This window comes from Bacillus sp. CH_70, from assembly GCF_038007045.1.
GTDB classification, from domain to species: domain Bacteria; phylum Bacillota; class Bacilli; order Bacillales; family Bacillaceae_G; genus Bacillus_A; species Bacillus_A cereus.
On the sequence record NZ_JBBOWL010000001.1, the window covers coordinates 3,618,617 to 3,644,218 of the forward strand.

A 25,602-nucleotide genomic window follows, 5' to 3' on the forward strand; every position below is an offset into this window, starting at 1 on the left:
GTCTTGTTTTTTATATTATACCATAGCTTCTAAACAAAATCCTTCTTTTTGCTAAAAGGTTATTTTCTGACCTGGCTCAAACTCTAAATAGTGAAGTGGGTCCGTACTTAGCACACGTACAATAGAATAACACCCATGTTCCTCTTCAGAAACCATTAATTCCACACCATTTATATTTACAACTTTTTGACTTTCACATTGTGAATAATCGGCCGGATACACAAGTTGCTCTGGCATAATTGTATATAAAATCATTGTAACATTGTCCCTTCTGCACTACCTTCCGCGCGAACATCGATTAATTCGTTTAATTTTCGAATTGCATTTCCAATACCACCAACATCATCTATAAGACCGTACTTTACTGCATCCCCACCAATTACATTCGTCCCAATATCTCGCGTTAAATTTCCTTTCGCAAACATAAGCTCTTTAAAACGATCTTCTGTTACTTTCGAGTGCTTCGTCACAAAACGAATGACTCTTTCTTGCATCTTATCCAAATACTCAAATGTTTGTGGCACACCTATGACAAGACCTGTTAAACGAATTGGATGAATTGTCATCGTCGCAGTTTCCGCAATAAACGAATAGTCAGTAGAAACAGCAATCGGTACACCAATGGAATGTCCCCCACCTAAAACTAAAGATACTGTTGGCTTTGAAAGTGAAGCTACCATTTCAGAAATTGCTAGTCCAGCTTCAACGTCACCTCCAACCGTATTTAATATTAACAGCAAACCTTCAATTTTTGGATTTTGTTCAATCGCAACAATTTGCGGAATGATATGCTCGTATTTTGTTGTTTTATTTTGCGGCGGTAATTGAACATGACCTTCCACTTGTCCGATAATCGTTAAACAATGAATACGTGATTCATTCATCTGTGGTACATTTGTCTGTCCAAGCTGTTGAATTTTTTCTACTATTGAAGCCTCTTTTCCAGCTTCTTTTGGCTCAGCTTCTTTTTCTTCATTTGTATATCGATCACGTTCTGTCATTTCGCATCCCCTTTCACTCGTATATAACTATTATTTCTTAAGTTATAAATTTCATTCGATAGGGTTAAAAAGAAAAAAAGATCACCCATAAGGGTAATCTTTTTTATACTTCCATAATAATCGGTAAAATCATAGGTTTTCTCTTTGTCTCTTCGTACAAGAACTGTCCTAATAATTCACGAATATTTTGTTTTAACATTGACCATTCAATCGAATATTCTTTAATTGACTGCTCAACAATCATACGTACAATCTCTGTAGATCGTTCAATTAACGCTTCTGATTCACGAACATATACGAAACCACGTGAAATGATTTCTGGACCAGAGATAATTTTCTTTTCATCTTTACCAAGTGTTACAACAACTACTAATATTCCATCTTGAGATAACATCTTTCTATCTCGAAGAACGATATTACCAACGTCACCTACACCTAATCCATCAATTAAAACATTACCAGCTTGTACTTTACCGACTAAGTTCGCTTCATCGTCACCAAAAGCAATTACATCGCCTTTTTCTACGATAAAGATATTTTCTCTTGTAATACCTACATCTTCAGCTAAATACGCATGTGCTTTTTGCATACGAAACTCACCATGTACGGGTACAAAGTACTTCGGTTTCATTAAATTTAACATTAATTTTAATTCTTCTTGGCTACCGTGACCTGAAACGTGAACTTTTCTTTCGCCGTAATAAACAACTTCAGCTCCAGCTCTAAATAACAAATCAATAATTTTTGATACAGATATTTCATTACCCGGAATTGGCGAAGCAGCAATGATAACAGTATCACCTTTACGAATTGAAATTTGTTTATGTGCTTGTTTTGCCATTCTAGATAGAGCAGCCATCGGTTCACCTTGACTACCTGTCGTTAAAATAGCTACCTTTTTCTCTGGGAAATTATCTACTTCTTGTAATGAAATAACCATACCTTCTGGAACATCTAAATAACCAAGACGTCTTGCAATGTCTACTACTTTCACCATACTACGTCCTACTACCGCTACTTTTCGCCCTGTTTCGGCAGCTGCATCAAATACTTGTTGAATACGATGTACATTCGATGCAAATGAAGCAACGATAATACGACCTTCTGCGCCGTAGAACACTTTAGAAATTTCTACACCAACTTCTTTTTCTGAACCTGTATACCCTGGACGCTCTGCATTTGTACTATCAGATAATAAGCAAAGTACACCTTCATTTCCGATTTGCGCCATTTTCCCAAGATCTGCTCCACTATTTCCAATTGGAGTTTGATCGAATTTAAAGTCTCCAGTATATACGATTGCACCTTTTGATGTATGGAAACAAACGCCAACAGAATCCGGAATACTATGTGTCGTTCCGAAGAATGACACTGTTGTAGTGTTAAACTCTACTGTTGAATTTGAATCGATTGTTTTTAGGTCTACACGGCCTAACATGCCCGCTTCACCAAGTTTTTCTTGTATAAGTCCTACTGTTAATTTCGTTGCATAGACTGGAATAGATAATTTACGAAGCACATACACAATTCCACCAATATGATCTTCATGACCGTGAGTAATAAATAAACCTTTTACTCGCTCTTGATTTTCCACTAAATATGTAATATCAGGAATAACGATATCAATTCCAAACATTTCATCTCCCGGGAACATTAACCCCGCATCTACGATAAAGATTTCAGAATCAATTTCAACACAGTACATGTTTTTCCCGATTTCACCTACTCCACCAAGAGCAAATACTTTAACAGACTCATTCTCTTTTCTCTTCATGTTGTTGCCTGGTTTAAAAATCTTGCAAACACTGATTTCACTAAAATTGCAGAGACACCAGGGGAAACTCTACAACCACCATATTTTCACCGTCCAAGACGAATGTCCTTACCGTTATGCGATATCATGTCCTTGTTTATTTTTTAAACCAGGTTTCACCTCTCTTTCATTATATAAATCAAATATCTTATTCGATATGATATGAAAATTTAATTAAATTATAATTTTTCCCAATTTTGCTAAGCATACCCGTACTAAGCTACTTAGCCATATTATACCTGATACAAGAAATAGAACACAAGTTAAATCGTGCGAAAGAAAGAGGAAAAGAACGGAATGACAACAAAAGTATCGAACGTATTTCCTTTATATTTACTCCGATTTTATACTCCATATTATTTTGAAGAACTAGCCATACATACGCTAAATTCATTTCATAATAGGGAGTTTCAAGATTTATTTTTCTAGAATCCAACAAAAACACTTACAAAATGGAGTTTTTTTATGAATTACGTCACATTTGAGGGGATTTCTCTAAAAACAGACACCGTAGTTTATTACGTTTATGCCATAATATCTATCATTTTTTGACTCAGTTAAAGGCGTACGATTATTTTCTTATACACATAATGAAGAAGCGATTAATATTCTTATAAGAACACATATAAGTAAGAAAAAGAGGAAAAGATTTGCATATAATAAAAAATGACCTAGTCCTACACTAGGTCATTTTTTATTAACAAGGGATAGATTGCATTACAGATTGTAACGTTACTCTTTCTTCTTCTGTTAATGGAAGAAGTGGTAAACGTACAGAACCTACATCTAATCCAACCATTTGTAACGCTGTTTTTACTGGAGTTGGACTTGGCGCCATAAATAATGAATCAGTTACTCTTACAAGTAATTGATGTAATTTTTGTGCCTTCTTAAATTCTCCTGCTTGAAATGCTGTAATCATTTCTTGCATTTCGTTTCCGATAACATGAGAGGCTACCGAAACGATACCTTTCGCTCCAACTGCCATAGCTGGTAACGTTAAACCGTCATCACCGCTGTATACCGCAAAGTCGTCCGCTGTTTTTTCAATGATTTCTGTCATTGTTAACACATCGCCGCCGGCATCTTTAATAGCAACAATGTTTTCTATTTCTGATAAACGAACAACTGTATCAACGGAGATTTGTACAATAGATCGTCCTGGAACGTTATATAGCATAACCGGAAGCGGCGTGCTTTCAGCAATTGCTTTAAAATGCTGATACATTCCTTCTTGACTCGGTTTGTTATAATACGGTGCTACTAGCATTACTGCATCCACACCAACTTCTGTTGCCTTTTTAGTTAAGTCAATAGAAGCATGCGTATTATTGCTACCTGTTCCAGCGATTACGGGCACTCTTTTATCGACAACAGATACGACATGGCGATATAACGCTACTTTCTCTTCTGAAGTTAATGTAGGAGATTCTCCTGTCGTTCCTCCTACCACGATTGCTGTTGTACCGTTATCAATTAAATAATTTACCAATTTCGTTGTCTTTGCAAAATCGATATTCCCGTTTATATCAAACGGTGTTACCATCGCGGTTGCAATTGTCCCAAAATCTATCATGGTCTCACTCCTTATTGTTCCAGTTGCTTTTCTTTTGAAAGCTCAAACGCACTATGTAATGCATTTACAGCCTCCACTAAATCAGTTTCTTTTACAAGAACCCAAATTGTTGTATGACTATCTGCCGATTGCAGGATTTGAATACCTTTTTCCGCTAAAGCTGTAACGATTTTCGCAGTAACCCCTGGGTATCCTGCCATTCCAGCTCCAACGATAGATACTTTCGCACAATGCTCTGTCACAATTGGCTCATATCCAAGGTTCTTTAATAATTTAACTGCATGACTTGATACATTATCACTCACCGTATATGCTACACCAGTAGGTGAAATATTAATTAAATCGACACTTATTCCTTCGTTCGCCATCTCTTTAAACACATGTTGTTGCAAATCATATGCCGTTTCTTTTGCAAGCACTTTAATTTGCGTTACGTTTGATACGTGGGCGATACCTGTAACAGGACGTTCTTCTACATCACGACCTCTTGTAGCACCGTCATATGCTGAAATAAGCGTACCTTCACTATCAGAATACGTAGAACGTACACGAAGTGGCACTTTTGCATGCATCGCAATTTCAACTGCACGTGGATGAACGACTTTCGCACCTTGATAAGCCATGTTACAAATTTCGTTATACGTTACAGTTTGAAGATGACGTGCATCTTTTACAATACGAGGATCCGCAGTCATAACACCTTCTACATCAGTGAATATATCGATGTATTCAGCATGAAGTGCAACACCTAATGCTGAAGCTGAAGTATCACTACCTCCGCGTCCAAGTGTTGTCGTATCACCTTTTTTCGTTTGCCCTTGGAATCCTGTAACGACGATTACATCTACATTTTCTAACTCTTCATGTATACGATCGCAATTCATTTCAATAATCTTTGCATTCGTAAAGTCATCATTCGTTACAAAACCAGCTTGTGCACCATTTAATGCTGCTGCTTTTACACCGTTCTCATTCAACATATTAGAGAAAACAATTGCAGAGATTAACTCTCCGCACGATAATAATAAATCTTGCTCACGTTTAGAAATAGTAGATTCCTCTTGATTTACAAGACTTAATAACGTATCCGTTGCATATGGTTCACCTTTACGACCCATAGCAGATACGACAGTAACTACTTTATAACCAGCAGCTAATGATTTCTTTATATGATGAAGCGCATGCTTACGTCCATTGTCATCACGTACTGATGTGCCACCAAATTTTTGAACAATTATTTTCATATTTTGCACCTTCTCTTAGCCGTTTACACTAATTGTAATTTTACTAAGCGCTCTGCAATTTGAACAGAATTCCATGCAGCGCCTTTTAATAAGTTATCAGATACGACCCAAAGATGGAATCCTTTATCGTTATTTAAATCTTTACGGATTCTTCCAACGAATACTTCGTTTTTACCTACTGCAGTAGCTGGCATTGGATATAACTGCTCTTCTGGATTATCTTGCAGAACAATACCTTCCGCATTTGCAAGTAAGCTCTTTAATTCTGCTACTGTTACGCCTTCTTTTTCTACTTCGATGTAAACAGACTCAGAGTGTCCTGATACAACTGGTAAACGTACACATGTTGCCGCTACTTCTAATTCAGGCATATGCATAATTTTTTTTGTTTCGTTAATCATTTTCATTTCTTCAAATGTAAATCCATTATCTTGGAACTTATCAATCTGTGGAATCGCATTAAAAGCAATTGGGAAATGCTTCTTATCACCTGATACAGGAAGAACATTTGCCTTAACTTCTTCGCCATTTAAGATTGCTTGTGATTGTTCATGAAGTTCTTCAATAGCTGCCGCACCAGCACCTGATACAGCTTGATATGTGGAAACGATTACTCGTTTTAAACCATATTGCTGACGAACTGGCTCAAGAGCTACTACCATTTGAATTGTAGAACAGTTTGGATTTGCAATAATACCATTATGTTCTTTTAAGTCGTTTTCATTTACTTCAGGTACAACAAGTGGCACGTTTTCTGTCATACGGAATGCACTTGTATTATCAACAACAATCGCACCGCGTTTTGCTGCTTCTGGCGCTAATTGTTTCGATACAGATCCACCAGCACTAAATAGTGCGATATCTACTCCTTCAAAGCTTTCAGGAGTTGCCTCTTGAACTGTAAATTCTTCGCCTTTAAATACAAGTTTCTTACCTGCAGATCGTTTAGATGAAAGTAACGTTAATTTCCCGATTGGAAATTCTCGTTTCTCTAAAGTATTTAACATTTGTTCACCAACTGCGCCGGTTGCTCCAACTACAGCGACATGAAAAGTTTTTTGCTTTTCCATCACTATGCCCCTTTCTAGATACCAATCCTTCTATAACTTAGAATCAGAAGGAGTATACAATACCCCTTCTAATCTTAATAACGTTAATTTTATCATATTCTACAGTAAGAATGATGGTTTCATCAAAAATTGTCCGTTTTTTTTCGTTTTTTAATTCATATATCTGAATTTTTCTACGACCACCGGTTGCAATTGCTTTCCTTGCAGCGCTTCTAATACTGTATCTTCCAGTAACTCCATACGAGCTACCATTGAGTTCGGTTTTTTCTCTGGCGCATCTTGACCGAATGGGACGAAATAGATATTTTTTGTGGCCATTAGGCGCATGAGATTTACCCCATTTAATCCTAAAGCATCATTCGTCGAAACTGCCAATACGACAGGCTTGCCATTTCTTAGCGTCGCTTTTGCTGCCATTAGTACTGGAGAATCTGTCATTGCATTTGCAAATTTACTCATAGAATTTCCTGTTAAAGGAGCGATTACCATGCAGTCTAATGGAATTTTAGGTCCAAGTGGCTCTGCTCCAACAATTGAATTAATTGCTTTAAAACCTGTTATTTCTTCAATCTTCTTAATCCACTCTGCTCCTTCTCCAAATCTAGTATTTGTTGATTGAACAGTGTATGAAACAACGGGACGTACTTCTGCCCCTTCAGCAATTAATTTTTCTAAGTGCGGCATAACTTCCTCATACGTACAATGTGAACCCGTAAATCCGAAACCAATTCGTTTCCCCTTCAAACTCATTTCTTTTCCTCCTCCTTTGCAATTGCATCTGCTGCTAATAACTGAGAAAGAACATTTGCTAAAATTTGCCCAGCCGTTTTTGGAGCAACAATACCTGGTAATCCAGGTGCTAGCAACGCTTTGACTCCTCTTTTTTCCGCATATCTAAAGTCAGTACCACCTGGTTTAGAAGCTAAATCAATCACTAACGTATGAGCTGGCATTTTTGCAATAACATTCGCTGTTACAACGAGGTGCGGAATTGTATTGATTACAATATCGATATTTCCTACTTCTTTCTCTATGTCTTGCATATGAAAAGGAGAAAACATCATTTCTGTAATACGTGCAATATGTTCAGATCGTCTTGCTCCAACTTTGACATGGGCTCCTAATGATTGAAATGCTCTCGCAACACTCATTCCTGTTCTACCAAATCCTAGAACCATTACATTGGACCCATGAATTGTATAGTCGGTATGTTGAATTACCATCATTAATGTACCTTCTACAGTTGGAATAGAATTGTATATTGCCACATCATCACGATCAAATAATTTAACAAGTTTTCGGTTCGTAGTAGATACGAGATTTTCCAAGTAAGGTGTACCAATACCCGAATATATAGTAAAGTGTTCTGGTGTATTTTCAATTTGTTCTTTCGTTATTGAAACTTTTTCATTTGAAAAAATAGTATCTACTTCTCCTTTAGCATTTGTACCTGCAACCGGCAAAATAATTGCGTCTACAGAAGTGAAATCTAAATTTTGTATACTTTCTTTTGCTGCCCCTGTGAAACCATGATCTAACTGATCAAACCCTATCAAAGAAAGTTTCGCATCCAATTCAACTAGCTTACGAATTACTTCTAGCTGCCTTGCATCTCCTCCTATGACAGCAATATGCATCTCAGTCAACATTCCCTAATTCACCTTCTTTTTCTGTCATTTATAAGAAAAGTGCCTACTTTTTCTTTTTCCTCCACATCATATGTAATGTACGAGTTTATGGTGATTGAAAATCCAAATGCACATATGATTTATCAGGTTTCTATGTAGATACAAAAAAAGATGACCAAAATGGCCATCCTTCACTCCGAATTTGAACGATCTATACTATCACAAAGAAGCATATCATGTCCGACTTTCTTTATTTGATTCCATGCCACCCTTACTTCTTGTGGTTCCTTTTTAAAACCTCCCCACTTCCCTACAGGTATTATAAGTGTTTGTATTCGTCCGTCTTTCTCATTAATCTCTAAATCCATATAACCTAAGACTCCCATTTTTTCCGCTTTTTCTATATCTACAACCTCTTTACCACTTAATTCACTTAATCGCATACATACTCCACTCCCCTACTGAATTTTTCATTTGCATTGTCTATAATTAGTACCTATTCTATATGTATAAAAAAAATAACCTTCTCTCATTTAAAAAGAGAGAAGGTTATTATCAGATACATCATAAAAATCGATTATAGTTTTATTCCTTTTGGAAGTTTTCCGTCTGGACTAATAAGTGCCGCAGAGAATTCATCAGTAAACATGTTGCGAATTAATCCGTCCACATTTTCTTTTGTTACAGTGTTTACACTTTCAATAATCTCATCAAGTGAACGATGTTTACGAAGAAGCAATTCATTTTTACCGTTACGACTCATACGGCTATTTGTACTTTCTAAACTTAACATTAAGTTTCCTTTTAATTGCTCTTTACTATTCATAAGCTCTTTTTCTGTAATACCTGTATTTTTCAATGTCTCTAATGTTTCTTGCATTGTTTCATACAGTGTATCTAATTGTTGGCTACCTGTTCCACCGTAAAGTGTTAACATACCTGTATCTTCATAAGAAGAGTGGTAAGAAAATACCGAGTAAGCTAATCCACGTTGCTCACGTACTTCTTGGAATAAACGGCTACTCATGCTACCACCTAAAACATTATTTAATACAATTAAGTTATAAATATCTTCGTGTCCCATTTGTAAGCCTTTATATCCTAGACATAAATGAGCTTGTTCCGTTTCCTTTTTACGGGCTACCTTATTGAAATGGAAAATTGGGCTATGTACTTGTTCACGGTTTGTTGTTCCTTCATAACTACCGAAATATTGCTCCACTGTTTGTAAAAATGCTTCATCAATATTTCCTGCAACTGATACAACTACATTTTCAGGTGTGTAATGATCTTTTATATATTGACGTAACGTATCACCTGTAAACGTATTAAGCGTTTCTTCTGTTCCTAAAATAGGATATCCAAGTGGATGCGTTTCATATGTTGCTTTCGTTAACATATCATGCACAATATCATCTGGCGCATCTTCGTACATTTTAATTTCTTCACATACGACATTCTTCTCTTTTTTCAGTTCTTCCTCATCAAATGTTGAATTAAAGAACATATCTGCTAAAACATCTAAAGCATATTTAGCATGCTCATCTAATACTTTTGCATAGTAACAAGTATATTCTTTTGAAGTAAATGCATTCACTTGACCACCAATGCTATCAAATGATTCTGCAATCTCTCGTGCACTACGTGTTTCTGTCCCTTTAAAGAACATATGCTCTAAAAAGTGAGAAATCCCATTATTTTTTTCATTTTCATTTCTTGATCCCGCATGGATCCAAATACCAATTGCAACCGATCTTACAGTTGGTATATTCTCCATAACTATTCTTACACCATTTTTACAAGTATATTTTTTAATCAAAAACTTTCCTCCTACTGCCAGTTTCTCTAAATAAAACGCTATTATTTAATGATAACAAGTTTAAGGATGAATGTCATGCAAATGTATTTAATCCACACGTTTTTCATCCAGTAATTCAGTTATATTCCCCACTTTATATCCTTGTTCCTTCAATTTTATAATCATTGTTTCTAAAGCCTCTGCTGTAGACGAAGTAGGATGCATTAATATGATAGCACCTGGATGTATTTTTCTCATTACTCTCTGCAATAGTACATCCGGCTCAGGTCGCTTCCAATCAATCGTATCTACAGTCCACATAATCGTTCCCATTTGAAAATCATCTGCAATCTTTACGACTTCATCTCGAAAGCTTCCACTCGGCGGGGCAAACCATCTTACTTTTTGATTCGTTGCTACTTCTATCATTCGATTTGTTTTTTGTAACTGATCTCGTATTTCATCTGACGATAACGTTTTCATATTAGGGTGTGTGTATGAGTGATTTCCAACTTCTTGTTTTGCATCGACAATCATTTTTGCAAACCGCAAATTTTCTTTCACCCAACGTCCTTCTAAAAAGAAAGTGGCCTTCACATCATGCTTTTTCAAGATTTCTAATATGCGAGGCAAATACTCATTTCCCCATGCCACATTTATTGTTAATCCTACCATCTTTTTATTTGGATGCCCTCTATAAATTGGAGCTGGTGATAAATCTTCCAAATGAACACTCGGTGAGACTTCTTTGAATTCAAGATATTTTTGATCAAATTCCTTTAGCTTCTTCATATTATTATACGATGCTTCAATATCCACTTGTCTTCCATTATATCCAGGTGTTGCCTTCCATATTTTATCAATCATCGCATTTTGAGGTGCAATCTCATACTGTTTTGCATGCTTTTGAATTTCTTCATGCAAGTTATCTTGTGCAAAAACAGAATAAGAGCCTAAACTGACATATAAAGAAAATATACATATGTATGCCAATATACGAACTTTCATATAAACCCTCCCAAATTAACTATATAAAAACATTTTCTTCTTATCTTTGTTAATTTGAGCGTTATAATGAAAACTATACCTATACCGACATAAAAATATATGAACATCATGTTTTTTACATAACAAAAAAAGCCAGTTTAACTGGCTTTTACTTATTGCTGCTCTTGTTTGTTTTCTTCTTTAGCAGCTTCTTTTTCTTGCTCTTCTTTTAGCAATACTTTTCTAGATAGATTTACGCGACCTTGCTTGTCAATCTCGATAACTTTAACTGTAATTACATCACCGATTTTCACAACGTCTTCTACTTTACCTACACGCTCAAGTGCAAGTTCAGAAATATGAACTAATCCATCTTTACCGCTGAATAATTCAACGAAAGCACCAAATTTCTCAACACGTTTCACTTTTCCTTCGTAGATCTCACCTACTTGTACTTCGCGAACGATATCTTCGATAATCTTCTTAGCTTTGTCGTTCATTTCTTGATTTATTGATGAAATGAATACTGTACCATCTTGCTCGATGTCAATTTTAACGCCAGTTTCTTCAATAATTTTATTGATTTGTTTACCGCTTGGTCCAATAACGTCACGGATTTTATCTGGGTTGATTGTCATTGTAATAATCTTTGGAGCGTAAGCTGATAATTCAGTACGTGGCTCTGCAATAACAGATAACATATGATTTAGAATGTGCACACGACCAATTTTCGCTTGTTGTAATGCCTCTTCTAAAATCTCACGTGATAAACCATCGATTTTAATGTCCATTTGCAGCGCAGTTACACCTTGTGCTGTACCTGCTACTTTAAAGTCCATATCACCTAAATGATCTTCCATACCTTGAATATCAGATAAAATTGTGTAATGCTCACCAGATTTAACCAGACCCATTGCAATACCTGCAACTGGAGCTTTAAGTGGAACACCCGCATCCATCATTGCTAAAGTACTACCACAAATACTTGCTTGTGAAGTAGAACCATTTGATTCTAATACTTCAGATACAAGGCGTACTGTGTATGGGAAATCTTTTTCAGATGGAATTACAGGCTCAAGTGCGCGCTCTCCTAGTGCACCGTGACCAATTTCACGACGACCTGGTCCACGCATCGGTCTTGTTTCACCAACACTAAATGATGGGAAATTGTAATGGTGCATAAAGCGTTTTGATTCTTCTACACCAAGACCATCTAAAATTTGCACATCGCCTAATGCACCTAATGTACAAATACTTAATGCTTGTGTTTGTCCACGTGTGAATAAACCAGAACCGTGTGTACGAGATAAAATACCAACCTCTGATGCTAAAGGACGGATTTCGTCACCTTTACGGCCATCTGGGCGAATTTTTTCAACTGTAATAAGACGACGTACTTCTTCTTTTACAATTTTATATAAAATCTCATTTACTTGTCCTAATGTATCAGCGTCAGCTTCCTCAGCTTCGTAATGCTCAATTACACGCTTTTTCACTTCGTTAATTGCATCTTCACGTGCATGTTTCTCATGTACTTGAATTGCAGAATGCATATCCTTCTCAGCCATTTCACGTACAGCTTGATTAAGATCAGCGTCAACTTCATAAAGTTTCACTTCTGATTTCTCTTTACCTACAGCTTGTACGATCTCTTCTTGGAATGCAATTAAACGTTTAATTTCATCATGACCAAACATAATTGCTTCTAACATTGTTTCTTCAGGCACTTGATCTGCTCCTGCTTCAACCATGTTAATCGCATCTTTCGTACCAGCTACAACTAAGTGGATATCACTTTGTTCTTGCTGTTCTACTGTTGGATTAATAACGAATTCGCCATTAATACGACCAACTGTCGCACCAGCGATTGGACCTTCAAATGGAATATCTGAAATCGATAACGCTAATGAAGAACCAAGCATAGCTGCCATTTCAGAAGAACAATCCTGATCAACACTCATTACAATGCTGACAACTTGTACTTCGTTACGGAAACCATCTGCGAATAGCGGACGAATTGGACGGTCGATTAAACGACTTGCCAAAATTGCTTTTTCACTTGGACGACCTTCACGCTTAATAAAACCGCCAGGAATTTTTCCGACTGCATATAAACGCTCTTCATAGTTTACTGTAAGTGGGAAAAAATCTACATTTTTAGCTTCTTTTGATGCAGTTGCTGTAGATAGAACCGCTGTATCGCCATATCTTACTAATACTGCTCCGTTCGCTTGTTTGGCAAGCTGACCAGTTTCAACTGTTAGCTGGCGACCAGCTAAATCTATCGAGAAGACTTGCTTTTCTTGACTCATTTAAGTACCCCTCTCAATTTAAAGTATTCAATTCTTCTATGTAAATGGATAGTATATCACAATATTCTACCTCTAGTATTGCCTAAAATTAAGTAAGCTATAAAGCGTAGAAGATATATTTTTACCTAACAAAAAAGCGGGAATATTCCCGCTTCTTTGACTATCGACGTAAGCCAAGCTTTGTGATTAATTCACGGTAACGTGTGATATCGCTATTACGAAGGTAAGTTAGTAAATTACGACGTTTACCAACCATCTTTAATAGACCACGACGTGAATGATGATCTTTCTTGTGAGTACGTAAGTGCTCGTTTAGAGTGTTAATTTGCTCCGTTAGGACAGCAATTTGAACCTCTGGAGAACCAGTATCAGTCTCATGAGTTCTAAATTGTGCAATGATTTCATTTTTACGCTCTTGTGTTAAAGCCATCCTATTTCACCTCCTATTAATTAAACCCCCAATTACCTAGCAAGCGTCGGTGAGTCGCAATGCCAAGCAATGGTTGTCATAAAGTACATAACATAGAATACTACTTTTCATTTGAAAAAGCAAGTATATTCTTTTCGCTCGCAAAATATTCTTGTGCTGTTTTCTTATCTTTTGCGATTTGTTCAACTAACTCATCAATGCCATTGAATTTCTTCTCTTCTCTTATACGCATATGCCACTCTACTGTAACATTTTGATTGTATATATCTTTGTTAAATTCAAATAAGTGCACTTCAATTGATAATTGACGCTCATCTTCTTTAAAAGTCGGTTTATATCCAATATTACATACACCATCGTACCATTCATCGTGAACTTTTAATCTCACTGCATAAACACCTACAGGTGGCAATAAATACTCATCACTTAAACCTACATTAGCTGTTGGAAAACCAATTTGACGCCCACGTTTGTCGCCGTGTATAACTGTTCCCGCTACAGTATAGGCTCTACCTAAAATAGATGGAATTTGTTCCATTTCGCCATTTCGAATTAACTTTCGTAATGCTGTAGAACTTACTTTCTCTTCTTGAAATTCAACTTTTTCAATCACAGTCTGTGTAAACTCCCCTCTTGCATGAAATGGTAAAGTCTCCATCTTTCCTTTTCCTAAACGTCCATATGAATAATCAAACCCTGCTACTACATGCTTTACATTTAAACCAATAATATAATCATCTACAAATTGTTGTGGTAATAACCCTGCAAATGATTCATCAAATTTAATCACATATAATATATCGATTCCTAAGCTTTCGACTATTTTTTCTTTATCACGCATTGGTGTAATATACTCCACATGCGCATCCTTTTTCCCTAAAACAACAGATGGATGAGGATGAAATGTCATAACTGCACTTTTATATCCTCGGTCGTCCGCTATTTTTTTCGCAGTTCGAATTACACATTGATGTCCTAAATGAATGCCATCAAAAAATCCTAATGCCATTACAGTAGGTGGTAATTCTAATTTATTTTGTTCATGTGGATGAGTTAAATGAATAAGTTTCACGCTTGAATTCACCTTTTTCTGTAATAATCCTTCCAATAATTCATTATAGCTTTAGTTCTTGATTATTCACAAGTACTTTCATCGGCTTTAACATGCCAGGATGTTTCGGATGATGTTCATAAATTGCTAAGCAACGATCATTTTTATCAAACACTGTAATAAATGGTGCTGTTATTTCTAATTCATTCTTTAAGAACATACCATTCTTGATTTTCTCTGCTTGCTTTTCATCTACAACCATTTTTGGAAACTTACTTAATGCTTCATCAATTGAAATGAAGATAGACTCTACTGTTCCATTTTGCACGTTTTCTTCAATTTCTTCAAATGATATGCAATCTTCTAATAAAAATTCACCAGATGCCGTTCTTACAAGGTGAGACATATGTGATGGGAAACCAAGTTTCTCCCCGATCATTACCGCTAACGTTCTTACATATGTTCCTTTACTACACGTTACACGGAAACGGAATGAAATATTTTCTCCTTCAAAAACTTCACGGTCATCAAGTAATACGAATTCATGAATCGTAATTGTACGAACTGGACGTTCCACCTCTTGTCCTGCTCTTGCATATTCATATAATTTTTTCCCGTTTACTTTTACAGCTGAGAACATTGGTGGCATTTGTTCAATCGTGCCTGTTAATTCCGCTAGTACCTCTTCTACTTCTTTACGTGTAATAACACGGTTTACATCTTGTTTCTCCACAACTTCACCAGAAGCATCTTCTGTTGTTGTTGAAAACCCTAATGTTACTTCACCTTCATATGTTTTCGTTTCACTTGTTAAAAATTGTGCAATCTTCGTTGCTCTCCCCACACAAAGTGGTAATACTCCCGTTACATCTGGGTCTAATGTTCCCGTATGACCAATTCTCTTTTCTCGCAATATCTTTCTTAATTTAAATACACAATCATGTGATGTCATGCCTTTTGGCTTATGTAATAATACTACACCTTCCATATATGTTCACCTCATCATAATTCTTTCGTAGTAAATATCCAAAACTTATTTTGCATTGAAAAAATGGATAGACAAATGTCTATCCATTATTCTTCACGTTTACCGTCTTTATTAATTTCATGTAAAAGTGTATCAATTCGATGACCATATCCGATAGACTCATCAAACTCAAAGGTAATTTCCGGTGTTTTACGAAGACGAATACGTTGGCCAATTTCTGAACGAATAAAGCCTTTTGCCTTCGCTAAACCTTTTAACGTATTTTCTTTCTGTTCTTCGTCACCTAAAACAGAAATATATACTTTGGCAATTTGCAAATCACCACTCACTTGTACATCTGTTACTGTAACAAATCCGATACGTGGGTCTTTAATTTTACGACTAATGATGTCGCCTAATTCTTTTTTCATTTGCTCGCCTACACGGTTTGCACGTAATTTCATAACTCTTCACCTCATTCAATACCATTCCAATTGTGTTATCGTACGTTCAATTTCAGGAAATGAATCGATGTACTCCAGTACACGATTCATTTCTTTTTCACAGATAACACGATTTGAGGATACGGAAACAATCGCAATTTCTGTACGTTGCCATACATCTTGATGCCCAACTTCAGAAACAGCTACATTATAGCGCTGTTTCACACGAGTTAGCACTCGTTGCAAAATTGCCCGTTTCTCTTTTAAAGAATGCACATCGTAAATCATACACTCGAATGAGAGTGAAGCGACAATCATCGCTTCACTTCTTCCATAACGTATGCTTCAATGATGTCCCCTTCTTTAAGGTCATTATATCTCTCAATTGTAATACCACACTCATAGTTTTGTGCAACTTCTTTTACGTCGTCTTTGAAACGTTTTAACGTATCAAGTTGTCCTTCGAAAATTACGATACCATCGCGGATAATACGAACGCCACTATCGCGTGTAATTTTACCGTCAATTACGTAACAACCTGCGATTGTTCCAACTTTTGTTACCTTGAATGTTTGACGAACTTCCGCTTGACCGATTACTTTTTCTTCGAATTCTGGATCCAGCATACCTTGCATTGCTAATTCAATTTCTTCGATTACTTTGTAGATAATGCGGTGTAAGCGAACATCAACGTTCTCTAATTCAGCTGTACGCTTCGCGTTCACATCCGGACGTACGTTAAATCCAATTACAATTGCATTAGATGCAGAAGCTAAAATGATATCAGATTCTGTAATCGCACCTACACCAGTGTGAATGATTTTAACTTTTACGCCTTCAACATCAATTTTACGAAGTGACGCTGCCATCGCTTCAACAGAACCTTGTACGTCTGCTTTTACGATTAAGTTGATTTCTTTTACATCGCTCTCTTGGATTTGTTGGAATAAATCTTCAAGGCTTAATTTAGATTTCTCACCACGTTGTGCAACTAACGCTTCTTGTGCACGTGATTCACCGATTTGACGAGCTTTCTTCTCATCAGCGAATGCCATGAAACGATCTCCAGCCTGTGGTACTTCATTTAAACCTGTAATTTCAACAGGAGTTGATGGACCAGCAACTTTTACACGACGACCAATATCACTTACCATTGCACGAACACGTCCGAATGAAGTTCCAACAACGATTGGATCTCCAACTCGAAGTGTACCGTTTTGAACTAATAATGTCGCGATAGTTCCTTTACCTTTATCAAGCTGTGCTTCAATTACAGTACCCGTTGCATAACGATTTGGGTTTGCTTTATATTCTTCTACTTCACTTACAAGAAGAATCATCTCTAGCAAGTTGTCAATTCCCTCGCCTTGGATTGCAGAAATTGGTACGAAAATTGTATCTCCGCCCCAAGCTTCTGGAACTAATTCATATTCTGTTAATTCTTGCATTACACGATCAGGATTCGCCGCTGGTTTATCCATTTTATTCACAGCAACAATAATTGGTACTCCAGCTGCTTTTGCATGGCTAATCGCTTCAACTGTTTGAGGCATAACACCGTCATCAGCTGCAACAACAAGGATTGTAATATCAGTTACTTGCGCACCACGAGCACGCATCGTTGTAAATGCCGCGTGACCAGGCGTATCTAAGAATGTAATTTTCTTATCATTTACTTCAACTTGGTATGCACCAATATGCTGAGTAATTCCACCCGCTTCGCCAGCAGTTACTTTTGAATTACGAATTGAGTCAAGTAATGTTGTTTTACCATGGTCAACGTGTCCCATAATCGTAACAACAGCTGGACGCTCTTTTAAGTTTTCTTCATCATCTTGCTCATCAATGAATGTTTCAAACTCAGTTTCACTTACAACTACTTCTTCTTCTACTTCAATACCGTAATCAGTAGCAATTAACTCAATTGTATCTTTATCCAAGTCTTGGTTAATTGTTGCCATAATTCCAAGCATGAAGAGCTTTTTAATAATTTCAGATGGCTCTTTACTTAACTTTTTAGCAAGTTCACCTACTGTAAGGCTTCCAGAGAAAGTAATTTTATCTGGTGTTTCTACTATTTGCGTTTGTTGTCTTCCAGCAAAGTTATCTTGACGTTTGTCTTCATTTCCTTTGCCTTTTTTCTTTTTCTTATTGCTGTTCTTTTTACTGCGAACAACTTTCTCTTCTACTTCAAACTCATCTGCAACAGAAGGTTTTTCCGCTCCAGTGTTATATTCATTATCTAATTTATTTACTACTTCATCTTCTAACATTGTCATATGATTCGAAACCTCGATATTCATCTCTTTAAGTTTTGTCATAAGATCTTTACTTGAGATATTATTTTTTTTTGCATATTCATGTACTCGAATTTTACTCATACCTTCACCCCCGGTAATTTGTATCGAGCATGCTACGTAGCTTTTTCGCAAAGCCTTCATCTAACACAGCTACAACGACTCGCTCGTCTCTCCCAATCGCATGCCCTAATTGTTGTCGATTTTCGACTTTTTTCATTGGTACGTTGTAGTACGTCGTTTTATCAGTGATACGTTTAGTAGTGTTCGCTGACGCATCTTCAGAAAGCAATACGAGCTTTGCTTTACCACTTCGTACTTCTTTTAAAACGAGTTCTTCACCCGAAATGATTTTTCGAGCGCGATTTGCTAGTCCTAAAAACGATTTCCAATCGGACACTTATTTCGACTCCTTCTCAACAAGCTCAAGAAGCTCTTCGTACAGAGAACTGTCGATTTTCGCTTTTAGATGATGTTCCAAAATGTTTTTCTTTTGGGCTTGCATAATGCATTCTTTATCTTTTGACAAATATGCACCTCGTCCTGATTTTTTTCCAGATAAATCAATAGACACTTCGCCCTCTTTGGAACGAACAATGCGAACGAGCTCTCGTTTTGATTTCATCTCTTGCGTCGCGATACATTTTCGTAACGGAACTTTTCGATTGCTCATACTCATCACCTCTATTCGATTTCGTCTTCAACTGAATCGAATCCGAATGCGATTACGCTATCTTCTTCTGTTACAATTCCAAGTTGTTTCGCATCAGACTCACTTTTAATATCAATTTTCCAGCCTGTTAATTTAGCTGCAAGACGCGCATTTTGTCCACGCTTACCGATAGCTAATGATAGCTGGTGGTCTGGAACAACAACAGTTGTTGCTTTTTCATCTTCATCTACAAGTACTTTAACAACTTGTGATGGGCTTAAAGCATTTGCAACATATTCAACTGGATCATTTGACCAGCGAACGATGTCAATCTTTTCACCTTTTAGTTCATCTACAACACGTTGTACACGTTGTCCTTTCGGTCCTACGCAAGAACCAACTGGATCAACATCAATGTTTTCTGCATGCACAGAGATTTTAGAACGATCTCCTGCTTCGCGCGCTACAGAGCGAATTTCTACAGTTCCATCATAAATTTCTGGAACTTCCATTTCGAATAAACGTTTTAAAAGACCAGGATGTGTACGTGATACGTAAATTTGTGGTCCTTTTGTTGTCTTTTCTACTTTTGTAATAAATACGCGAATACGATCATGTGGCTTATATTGCTCATTTGGCATTTGCTCACTTACAGGTAATAAAGCTTCTACTTTACCTAAGCTTACGTAGATGAAACGAGCATCTTGGCGTTGTACAATACCAACCATAATGTCTTCTTCACGATCACTAAATTCTGAGTAAATAACACCACGTTCTGCTTCACGAACTCGTTGTGTTACAACTTGTTTTGCAGTTTGCGCTGCAATACGACCAAAATCTTTTGGCGTTACTTCAATTTCTAGTACGTCGCCATCTTGGTAGTTTGGATTAATTTGTCTTGCCTCTTCTACAGAGATTTCAAGACGTGGATCAAACACATTATCAACAACGTCCTTACGTGCTAAAACTTGAATTGTTCCCACTTCTGGGTTAAAGCTCACACGAACGTTTTGTGCTTGGTTAAAATTGCGTTTATAAGCAGAGATTAACGCTGCTTCAATCGCATCAATAATAATATCTTTACTAATACCTTTTTCTGACTCTAATACGAGCAAAGCATCTAACAACTCAGTGCTCATGAAGATCCCCCTTCTTACTAAAACGTAACAGCAAGTCGCGCATTTGCAACTTTATCCATTGGAATTTGGATTTCTTTTTTACGTGTTTTAATTGTTAATAGTAGTGTAATTGTAGTACCGTCGTAGGAAAGTAACTTTCCTTCAAACATCTTTTCGCCATCAATCGGCTCATATGTTTTAATTGCCACTTGTTTTCCTACCGCTTGCTGGAAGTCTTTCTCTTTCTTTAATGGGCGTTCTGCTCCAGGAGATGATACATCCAAAAAGTAAAGGTGAGGAATTGGATCCTCTTTATCTAAAGCTTCGCTTAAACGTTCACTTACCGCACCGCATTCTTCAATGTCGACTCCCTTTTCAGAATCGATGAATACGCGTAAGAACCAGTCTTGTCCTTCTTTCACATACTCTACATCTACAAGTTCAAGATTTAACTCTTCAACGATTGGCTGCGCAAATGCTTCTACAACTTCTGTGACTTTCTTATCCATAAACAGCCTCCTTCCTGCCGCCATGTACCATTTACAAGAAAAGATCCCGTTCATAAAGACGGTCTATCTTATTCTTTCTCGTTAGCTAACAAAAGCCCCTGCCGTTAAGCAGGGAATATCTGTCTTAGTATTACCAAATTTAAGAAGTAAAACTTGTAACAAAATATGTATATACGACAGAAATGTCTTTACTATCTACATGAATAAAATGTAGATAGTAACACGAAAGAGTGGGTTTCCCCACTCTCTTTTTCACAAAATATACATGACATGGTTATCTCGGTTTATAGTATACCATAGCAAATATTGATTTGCAAAGACTTTTCCTACCTATTAGAACAGTGATAATTGGTTTTGATCTGGCAAATCTCCTAAACAACCTTGGCTATCTAAATACTCAATAATTGTTTTCGAAACCTTACTTCGTTGCTGTAAGTCTTCTTTTGATAAGAAGTCTCCATTTTTGCGCGCTTCCACAATACTTAAGGCTGCGTTCGTACCAAGACCAGGCACTGCATTAAACGGAGGGATTAATGAGTCTCCATCAATAATAAATTCCGTTGCATGCGAACGGTATAAATCAACCTTTTGGAATGAGTATCCACGCTCGCACATTTCAAGCGTCATTTCTAGTACCGTTAATAAACTTTTCTCTTTCGGCGCTGCATCCAATCCTTTTTGAGCTATTTCATCAATTTTCACACGTATGGATGCTGAACCTTTCGCCATCGCCTCTACATCAAAATCATCTGCACGGACTGTAAAATATGCCGCATAGAATAAAAGTGCAAAATGTACTTTAAAGTATGCGATACGCACAGCCATAAGTACGTAAGCAGCCGCATGGGCTTTAGGGAACATATATTTAATCTTCTTACATGAATCAATATACCAACCTGGTACATTATTACCTTTCATGTCATCTTCCCATTCTTCCGGTACACCTTTACCTTTACGAACCGACTCCATGATTTTGAAGGCTAATGATGGATCTAAACCTTGATAGATTAAATATACCATGATGTCATCACGACAACCGATAACTTCACTCAGCGTACATGTACCGTTATAAATTAACTCATTTGCATTACCCAGCCATACGTCAGTACCATGTGACAGCCCAGAAATTTGGACCAATTCTGAGAATGTCGTTGGTTTTGTCTCTTCTAACATCTGTCTTACGAATTTCGTACCGAATTCTGGGATACCAAGTGTACCTGTTTTACAGTTAATTTGTTCTTCCGTTACCCCTAACGTTTCTGGACCAGAGAAAATTTTCATTACCTCTGGATCATCCGTTGGGATTGTTTTCGGATCAATACCACTTAAATCTTGTAACATACGAATAACGGTCGGATCATCGTGTCCTAGTATATCAAGTTTCAATAAATTATCATGAATCGAGTGGAAGTCAAAATGCGTTGTTCTCCACTCAGCACCAATTGAATCAGCAGGAAACTGTATTGGGGAGAAATCAAAGATATCCATGTAATCTGGCACAACGATTATACCACCTGGATGCTGTCCAGTTGTACGTTTTACCCCTGTACATCCCGCTACTAAGCGGTCAATCTCTGCATTCCGAATTGTTAAATTGTGATCATTTGCATAACCTTTTACATATCCATAAGCTGTTTTTTCCGCAACTGTACCAATCGTTCCAGCACGGTATACATAATCTTCACCGAACAGTACTTTCGTATAGTTATGGGCACGTGGTTGGTATTCCCCGGAGAAGTTCAAATCAATATCGGGTACCTTATCTCCTTTGAATCCAAGGAACGTTTCGAATGGGATATCATGTCCATCTTTTACATATGCCACATTACATGTCGGACAATCTTTATCTGGTAAGTCGAAACCAGAGCCTACCGAACCATCATTAAAGAATTCAGATTGCTTGCATTTTGGACAGACATAGTGTGGTGGTAATGGGTTTACTTCTGTAATTTCCATCATCGTTGCAACGAACGATGAACCTACTGAACCACGCGAACCTACTAGATATCCGTCGACTAACGATTTTTTCACAAGCTTATGTGAGATTAAATAAATAACGGCAAATCCATGTCCAATAATACTTTTCAATTCTTTTTCTAAGCGAGCCTCTACAATTTCTGGTAGTTCTTCACCATATATACTGCGTGCCATTTTATAACTCATATCACGTGTTTCATCATCGGCACCCTCAATTTTCGGTGTATATAGATCATCTTTTACCGGACGAACATCACCAATTAATGACGCAACTTTTTGTGTATTCGTTACAACAACTTCTTTCGCTTTGTCCTCACCTAAAAATGAAAAACACTCTAGCATTTCATCAGTTGTACGGAAATGTACTGGCGGTAATGAATGTCGATTTAACGGATTTGCCCCGCCCTGTGAACTAACTAAAATTTTACGATACATTGCATCTTCTGGATCTAAGTAATGCACGTTCCCTGTAGCGACAACTGGTTTATCTAACGTCTCACCTAGTTTTACTAAGTTAGAGATAATTGTTTTTAATTGTCCTTCATCTCGAACGAGTTCACGCTCTACTAAATGACGCAACACCTCTGGAGGCATTACTTCAATGTAATCATAGAACTGTGCAATTTCTTCTACCTCTTCAGGAGCTTTTTGCATCATTGCCTCAAATACTTCACCTTTATCACAAGCCGTTCCTACTAAAATTCCTTCACGGTATTTTTTTAATAGTGACCTCGGTACTCGTGGTACACGGTAAAAGTAATTAAGGTGAGAATATGAAACAAGTTTATATAAATTTTTCAACCCAACATCTGATGTGGCAAGTAACGTCATATGACTTGGACGGCCACGCTTATACGCATCCCCTTGTCCCATGCTATCATTTAATTGATCGTGATATTCAAATCCCTTTTCAATTACATCTTTCAACATTTTCACAAGTAAATATCCCGTCGCTTCTGTATCATAAATCGCACGGTGATGTTGCGTTAATTCAATATCAAGTTTTTTACACATCGTATTTAATCGATGATTTTTCATTTCTGGGAATAAGAATCGTGCAAGTTCTAACGTATCAATAACGGGGTTATTCGTTTTTTCTAACCCAGCCTTTTTAAAACCTACGTTAATAAAGCCCATATCAAAGCTTGCATTATGGGCAACAAGTGTATGGTCACCCATCCATTCCTCAAACTTTTTAAACACTTCGTCCACTTCTGGTGCATCAGTTAACATATCATCTGTAATACCTGTTAATTCAATAATCGTCGCTGATAATGGTTGATGTGGATTTGCGAAAGATTCAAAGCGATCAATGATTTCGCCACCCTTTACTTTTACGGCAGCCAACTCAATGACTGTGTCGTATACAGCTGATAAACCTGTCGTCTCAACGTCGAAAACAACATACGTTTCCTCTGCAAGTAAACGATGCGCCTCGTTATACGCTATCGGTACACCATCATTAACTAAATTCGCTTCTACACCGTATATAACTTTAACTCCAGCTTTTTTCCCCGCAGAATATGCCTCCGGGAACGACTGAGCCACAGCATGGTCTGTAACCGCAATAGCTTCATGTCCCCATTTACCAGCTTGGGCAACAAGCCTAGAAACAGGAGTAACAGCATCCATTTGGCTCATCGGAGTGTGAAGATGAAGTTCTACACGCTTTTCGCCTTCTGGCGCTTTATCTTTACGAGACGGCCCTGTTATTTCATTAATATCATTTGCAATCATTACTAAATCTCGAACGAATGTATCGTTTTGAACAGAACCACGCGCTTTCACCCACATTCCTTTTTTCAAGGATTGCAGCATTGGAATATCTTCTTTGTCACGCGAGAACATTTTGATCATAATAGAATCCGTATAATCCGTTATTTTTAAAGTTAATAACGTACGCCCACTACGAAGCTCTTTTGTTTCTACATGGAAGACATATCCTTGAACCGTTTTTCTTCTTTCTTCATCTTGAATTTCTCGCATCGGTGTAATCTCTTCATCCGGCTTAATAAGATACCCGAGTGTAATCGGTCCTTCATGCACAACGCTGCTTTCTTCAGCTTGCTTCTTCGCCATTTCTTCCATAGCTTGTATAACACGCTCGCGGTCTTCTTGCTGCGTTTGCTCACGAAACTTTTGCATTTCTTCTGCATTTTGCTGTATATGTGTGTCTAACTGGAAACGCGGGAATCCAAAAGCTTCGTATTGATCCCCCACTGGTTTCGCAACGTTTTTCTTTAAAGCAGTAGACTCCAGCTCATTATTTACATTTATTAACAACTTCACTCCATTCACCTGCGGAAGTTGCTTCTTTAAGTACGCGAACATGGGTGAAAATGTAATTCGTTCCGTACAAAGTGGCCAATACGCCCTTACTTCTTCTTCTGTAAATTGTTTATTCTCTGTTTCTAATGCAAATGTTGTTCTTGCAATATGAGAAAATGATTGCTTAAGCTTTGTTTCTAGCAATTCATATAATTCTGTAGGCAAAATACGTGGCACTTGTAAATCAAAATGCCAACTTTTATTCGCTTTATCAATAACGAGCCTTTCAATACCACCGCCTTGTAAATATTGATTTATAAGGTCGTCTGGTATTTGCAACTGCTGGAGCAAAATTTGAAATCGCTCTTGTTGTTCATTTGTTAAAGACATAAGCACTCTCCTTCCATTTGCTATTATAAATTGAAACGTACTACAAAGAAAGATTTCTTCCTTCTTCTTTT

At 37.1% G+C, this 25,602-nt stretch carries 23 protein-coding genes; all 23 read right to left on the reverse strand.

Features of this window, described 5'->3' with window-relative positions:
* Nucleotides 1-51: 51 nt before the first annotated feature.
* Nucleotides 52-255 carry a YlzJ-like family protein gene (locus N2V79_RS18215; protein ID WP_000605020.1) on the reverse strand — a complete coding sequence of 68 codons (204 nt, stop codon included), beginning with the start codon at nt 253-255 and terminating at the stop codon, nt 52-54.
* Nucleotides 252-1,001 (reverse strand): translocation-enhancing protein TepA, encoded by a 750-nt coding sequence (gene tepA / locus N2V79_RS18220; RefSeq protein WP_000139807.1) that lies wholly within the window; start codon nt 999-1,001, stop codon nt 252-254. Before tepA ends, N2V79_RS18215 begins: the two co-directional genes overlap by 4 nt.
* 103 nt (nt 1,002-1,104) lie before the next feature.
* Nucleotides 1,105-2,775, reverse strand: a complete 1,671-nt coding sequence (locus N2V79_RS18225) for a ribonuclease J (protein WP_000823089.1) — start codon at nt 2,773-2,775, stop codon at nt 1,105-1,107.
* Between the two features lie 736 nt (nt 2,776-3,511).
* Nucleotides 3,512-4,390: a 4-hydroxy-tetrahydrodipicolinate synthase gene (dapA, locus tag N2V79_RS18230; RefSeq protein ID WP_340720129.1), complete on the reverse strand. Its 879-nt coding sequence runs from the start codon at nt 4,388-4,390 to the stop codon at nt 3,512-3,514.
* An 11-nt stretch (nt 4,391-4,401) separates the two neighbouring features.
* Nucleotides 4,402-5,634 carry an aspartate kinase gene (dapG, locus tag N2V79_RS18235; protein WP_071729816.1) on the reverse strand — a complete coding sequence of 411 codons (1,233 nt, stop codon included), beginning with the start codon at nt 5,632-5,634 and terminating at the stop codon, nt 4,402-4,404.
* 23 nt (nt 5,635-5,657) lie between these two features.
* Nucleotides 5,658-6,704, reverse strand: coding sequence for an aspartate-semialdehyde dehydrogenase (gene asd / locus N2V79_RS18240; RefSeq protein ID WP_000414846.1), 1,047 nt, complete (start codon nt 6,702-6,704; stop codon nt 5,658-5,660).
* A 150-nt stretch (nt 6,705-6,854) separates the two neighbouring features.
* On the reverse strand, nt 6,855-7,454 hold the full coding sequence (gene dpaB / locus N2V79_RS18245) for a dipicolinate synthase subunit B (protein WP_000053596.1): 600 nt from the start codon (nt 7,452-7,454) through the stop codon (nt 6,855-6,857).
* Nucleotides 7,451-8,353: a dipicolinic acid synthetase subunit A gene (dpaA, locus tag N2V79_RS18250; protein WP_000954735.1), complete on the reverse strand. Its 903-nt coding sequence runs from the start codon at nt 8,351-8,353 to the stop codon at nt 7,451-7,453. The genes dpaB and dpaA overlap by 4 nt, the downstream gene beginning before the upstream one ends.
* A 170-nt stretch (nt 8,354-8,523) precedes the next feature.
* On the reverse strand, nt 8,524-8,775 hold the full coding sequence (locus N2V79_RS18255) for a YlmC/YmxH family sporulation protein (protein ID WP_090977198.1): 252 nt from the start codon (nt 8,773-8,775) through the stop codon (nt 8,524-8,526).
* A gap of 134 nt (nt 8,776-8,909) precedes the next feature.
* A complete protein-coding gene (locus tag N2V79_RS18260; protein WP_000593001.1) occupies nt 8,910-10,151 on the reverse strand; it encodes a M16 family metallopeptidase in 1,242 nt (413 codons plus the stop codon).
* An 87-nt stretch (nt 10,152-10,238) separates the two neighbouring features.
* A complete protein-coding gene (locus tag N2V79_RS18265; protein WP_053563762.1) occupies nt 10,239-11,138 on the reverse strand; it encodes a polysaccharide deacetylase family protein in 900 nt (299 codons plus the stop codon).
* 152 nt (nt 11,139-11,290) lie between these two features.
* Nucleotides 11,291-13,429 (reverse strand): polyribonucleotide nucleotidyltransferase, encoded by a 2,139-nt coding sequence (pnp, locus tag N2V79_RS18270; RefSeq protein WP_000076745.1) that lies wholly within the window; start codon nt 13,427-13,429, stop codon nt 11,291-11,293.
* Between the two features lie 160 nt (nt 13,430-13,589).
* A complete protein-coding gene (gene rpsO / locus N2V79_RS18275; protein ID WP_001229392.1) occupies nt 13,590-13,859 on the reverse strand; it encodes a 30S ribosomal protein S15 in 270 nt (89 codons plus the stop codon).
* 100 nt (nt 13,860-13,959) lie between these two features.
* Entirely contained in the window at nt 13,960-14,931 is a 972-nt protein-coding gene (ribF, locus tag N2V79_RS18280; protein WP_063675623.1) for a bifunctional riboflavin kinase/FAD synthetase, read from the reverse strand.
* Between the two features lie 43 nt (nt 14,932-14,974).
* A complete protein-coding gene (gene truB / locus N2V79_RS18285; RefSeq protein ID WP_000399362.1) occupies nt 14,975-15,898 on the reverse strand; it encodes a tRNA pseudouridine(55) synthase TruB in 924 nt (307 codons plus the stop codon).
* A gap of 86 nt (nt 15,899-15,984) precedes the next feature.
* Nucleotides 15,985-16,341, reverse strand: a complete 357-nt coding sequence (rbfA, locus tag N2V79_RS18290; RefSeq protein WP_000776437.1) for a 30S ribosome-binding factor RbfA — start codon at nt 16,339-16,341, stop codon at nt 15,985-15,987.
* Nucleotides 16,342-16,356: 15 nt separating this feature from the next.
* Entirely contained in the window at nt 16,357-16,638 is a 282-nt protein-coding gene (locus tag N2V79_RS18295) for a DUF503 domain-containing protein (RefSeq protein ID WP_000634349.1), read from the reverse strand.
* Nucleotides 16,635-18,701: a translation initiation factor IF-2 gene (gene infB / locus N2V79_RS18300; RefSeq protein WP_000036347.1), complete on the reverse strand. Its 2,067-nt coding sequence runs from the start codon at nt 18,699-18,701 to the stop codon at nt 16,635-16,637. The genes N2V79_RS18295 and infB overlap by 4 nt, the downstream gene beginning before the upstream one ends.
* Nucleotides 18,702-18,705: 4 nt before the next feature.
* Nucleotides 18,706-19,017: a YlxQ family RNA-binding protein gene (locus tag N2V79_RS18305; protein ID WP_001286522.1), complete on the reverse strand. Its 312-nt coding sequence runs from the start codon at nt 19,015-19,017 to the stop codon at nt 18,706-18,708.
* Nucleotides 19,018-19,290, reverse strand: a complete 273-nt coding sequence (gene rnpM / locus N2V79_RS18310) for an RNase P modulator RnpM (protein WP_000071125.1) — start codon at nt 19,288-19,290, stop codon at nt 19,018-19,020. It abuts the gene before it with no gap.
* 11 nt (nt 19,291-19,301) lie between these two features.
* Complete coding sequence (gene nusA, locus N2V79_RS18315; RefSeq protein WP_000102598.1) at nt 19,302-20,408, reverse strand: transcription termination factor NusA; 1,107 nt, start codon at nt 20,406-20,408, stop codon at nt 19,302-19,304.
* A 17-nt stretch (nt 20,409-20,425) separates the two neighbouring features.
* Nucleotides 20,426-20,896, reverse strand: coding sequence for a ribosome maturation factor RimP (gene rimP / locus N2V79_RS18320; RefSeq protein WP_000359095.1), 471 nt, complete (start codon nt 20,894-20,896; stop codon nt 20,426-20,428).
* Nucleotides 20,897-21,229: 333 nt separating this feature from the next.
* Complete coding sequence (locus tag N2V79_RS18325) at nt 21,230-25,531, reverse strand: PolC-type DNA polymerase III (RefSeq protein WP_053563760.1); 4,302 nt, start codon at nt 25,529-25,531, stop codon at nt 21,230-21,232.
* Nucleotides 25,532-25,602: the final 71 nt, after the last annotated feature.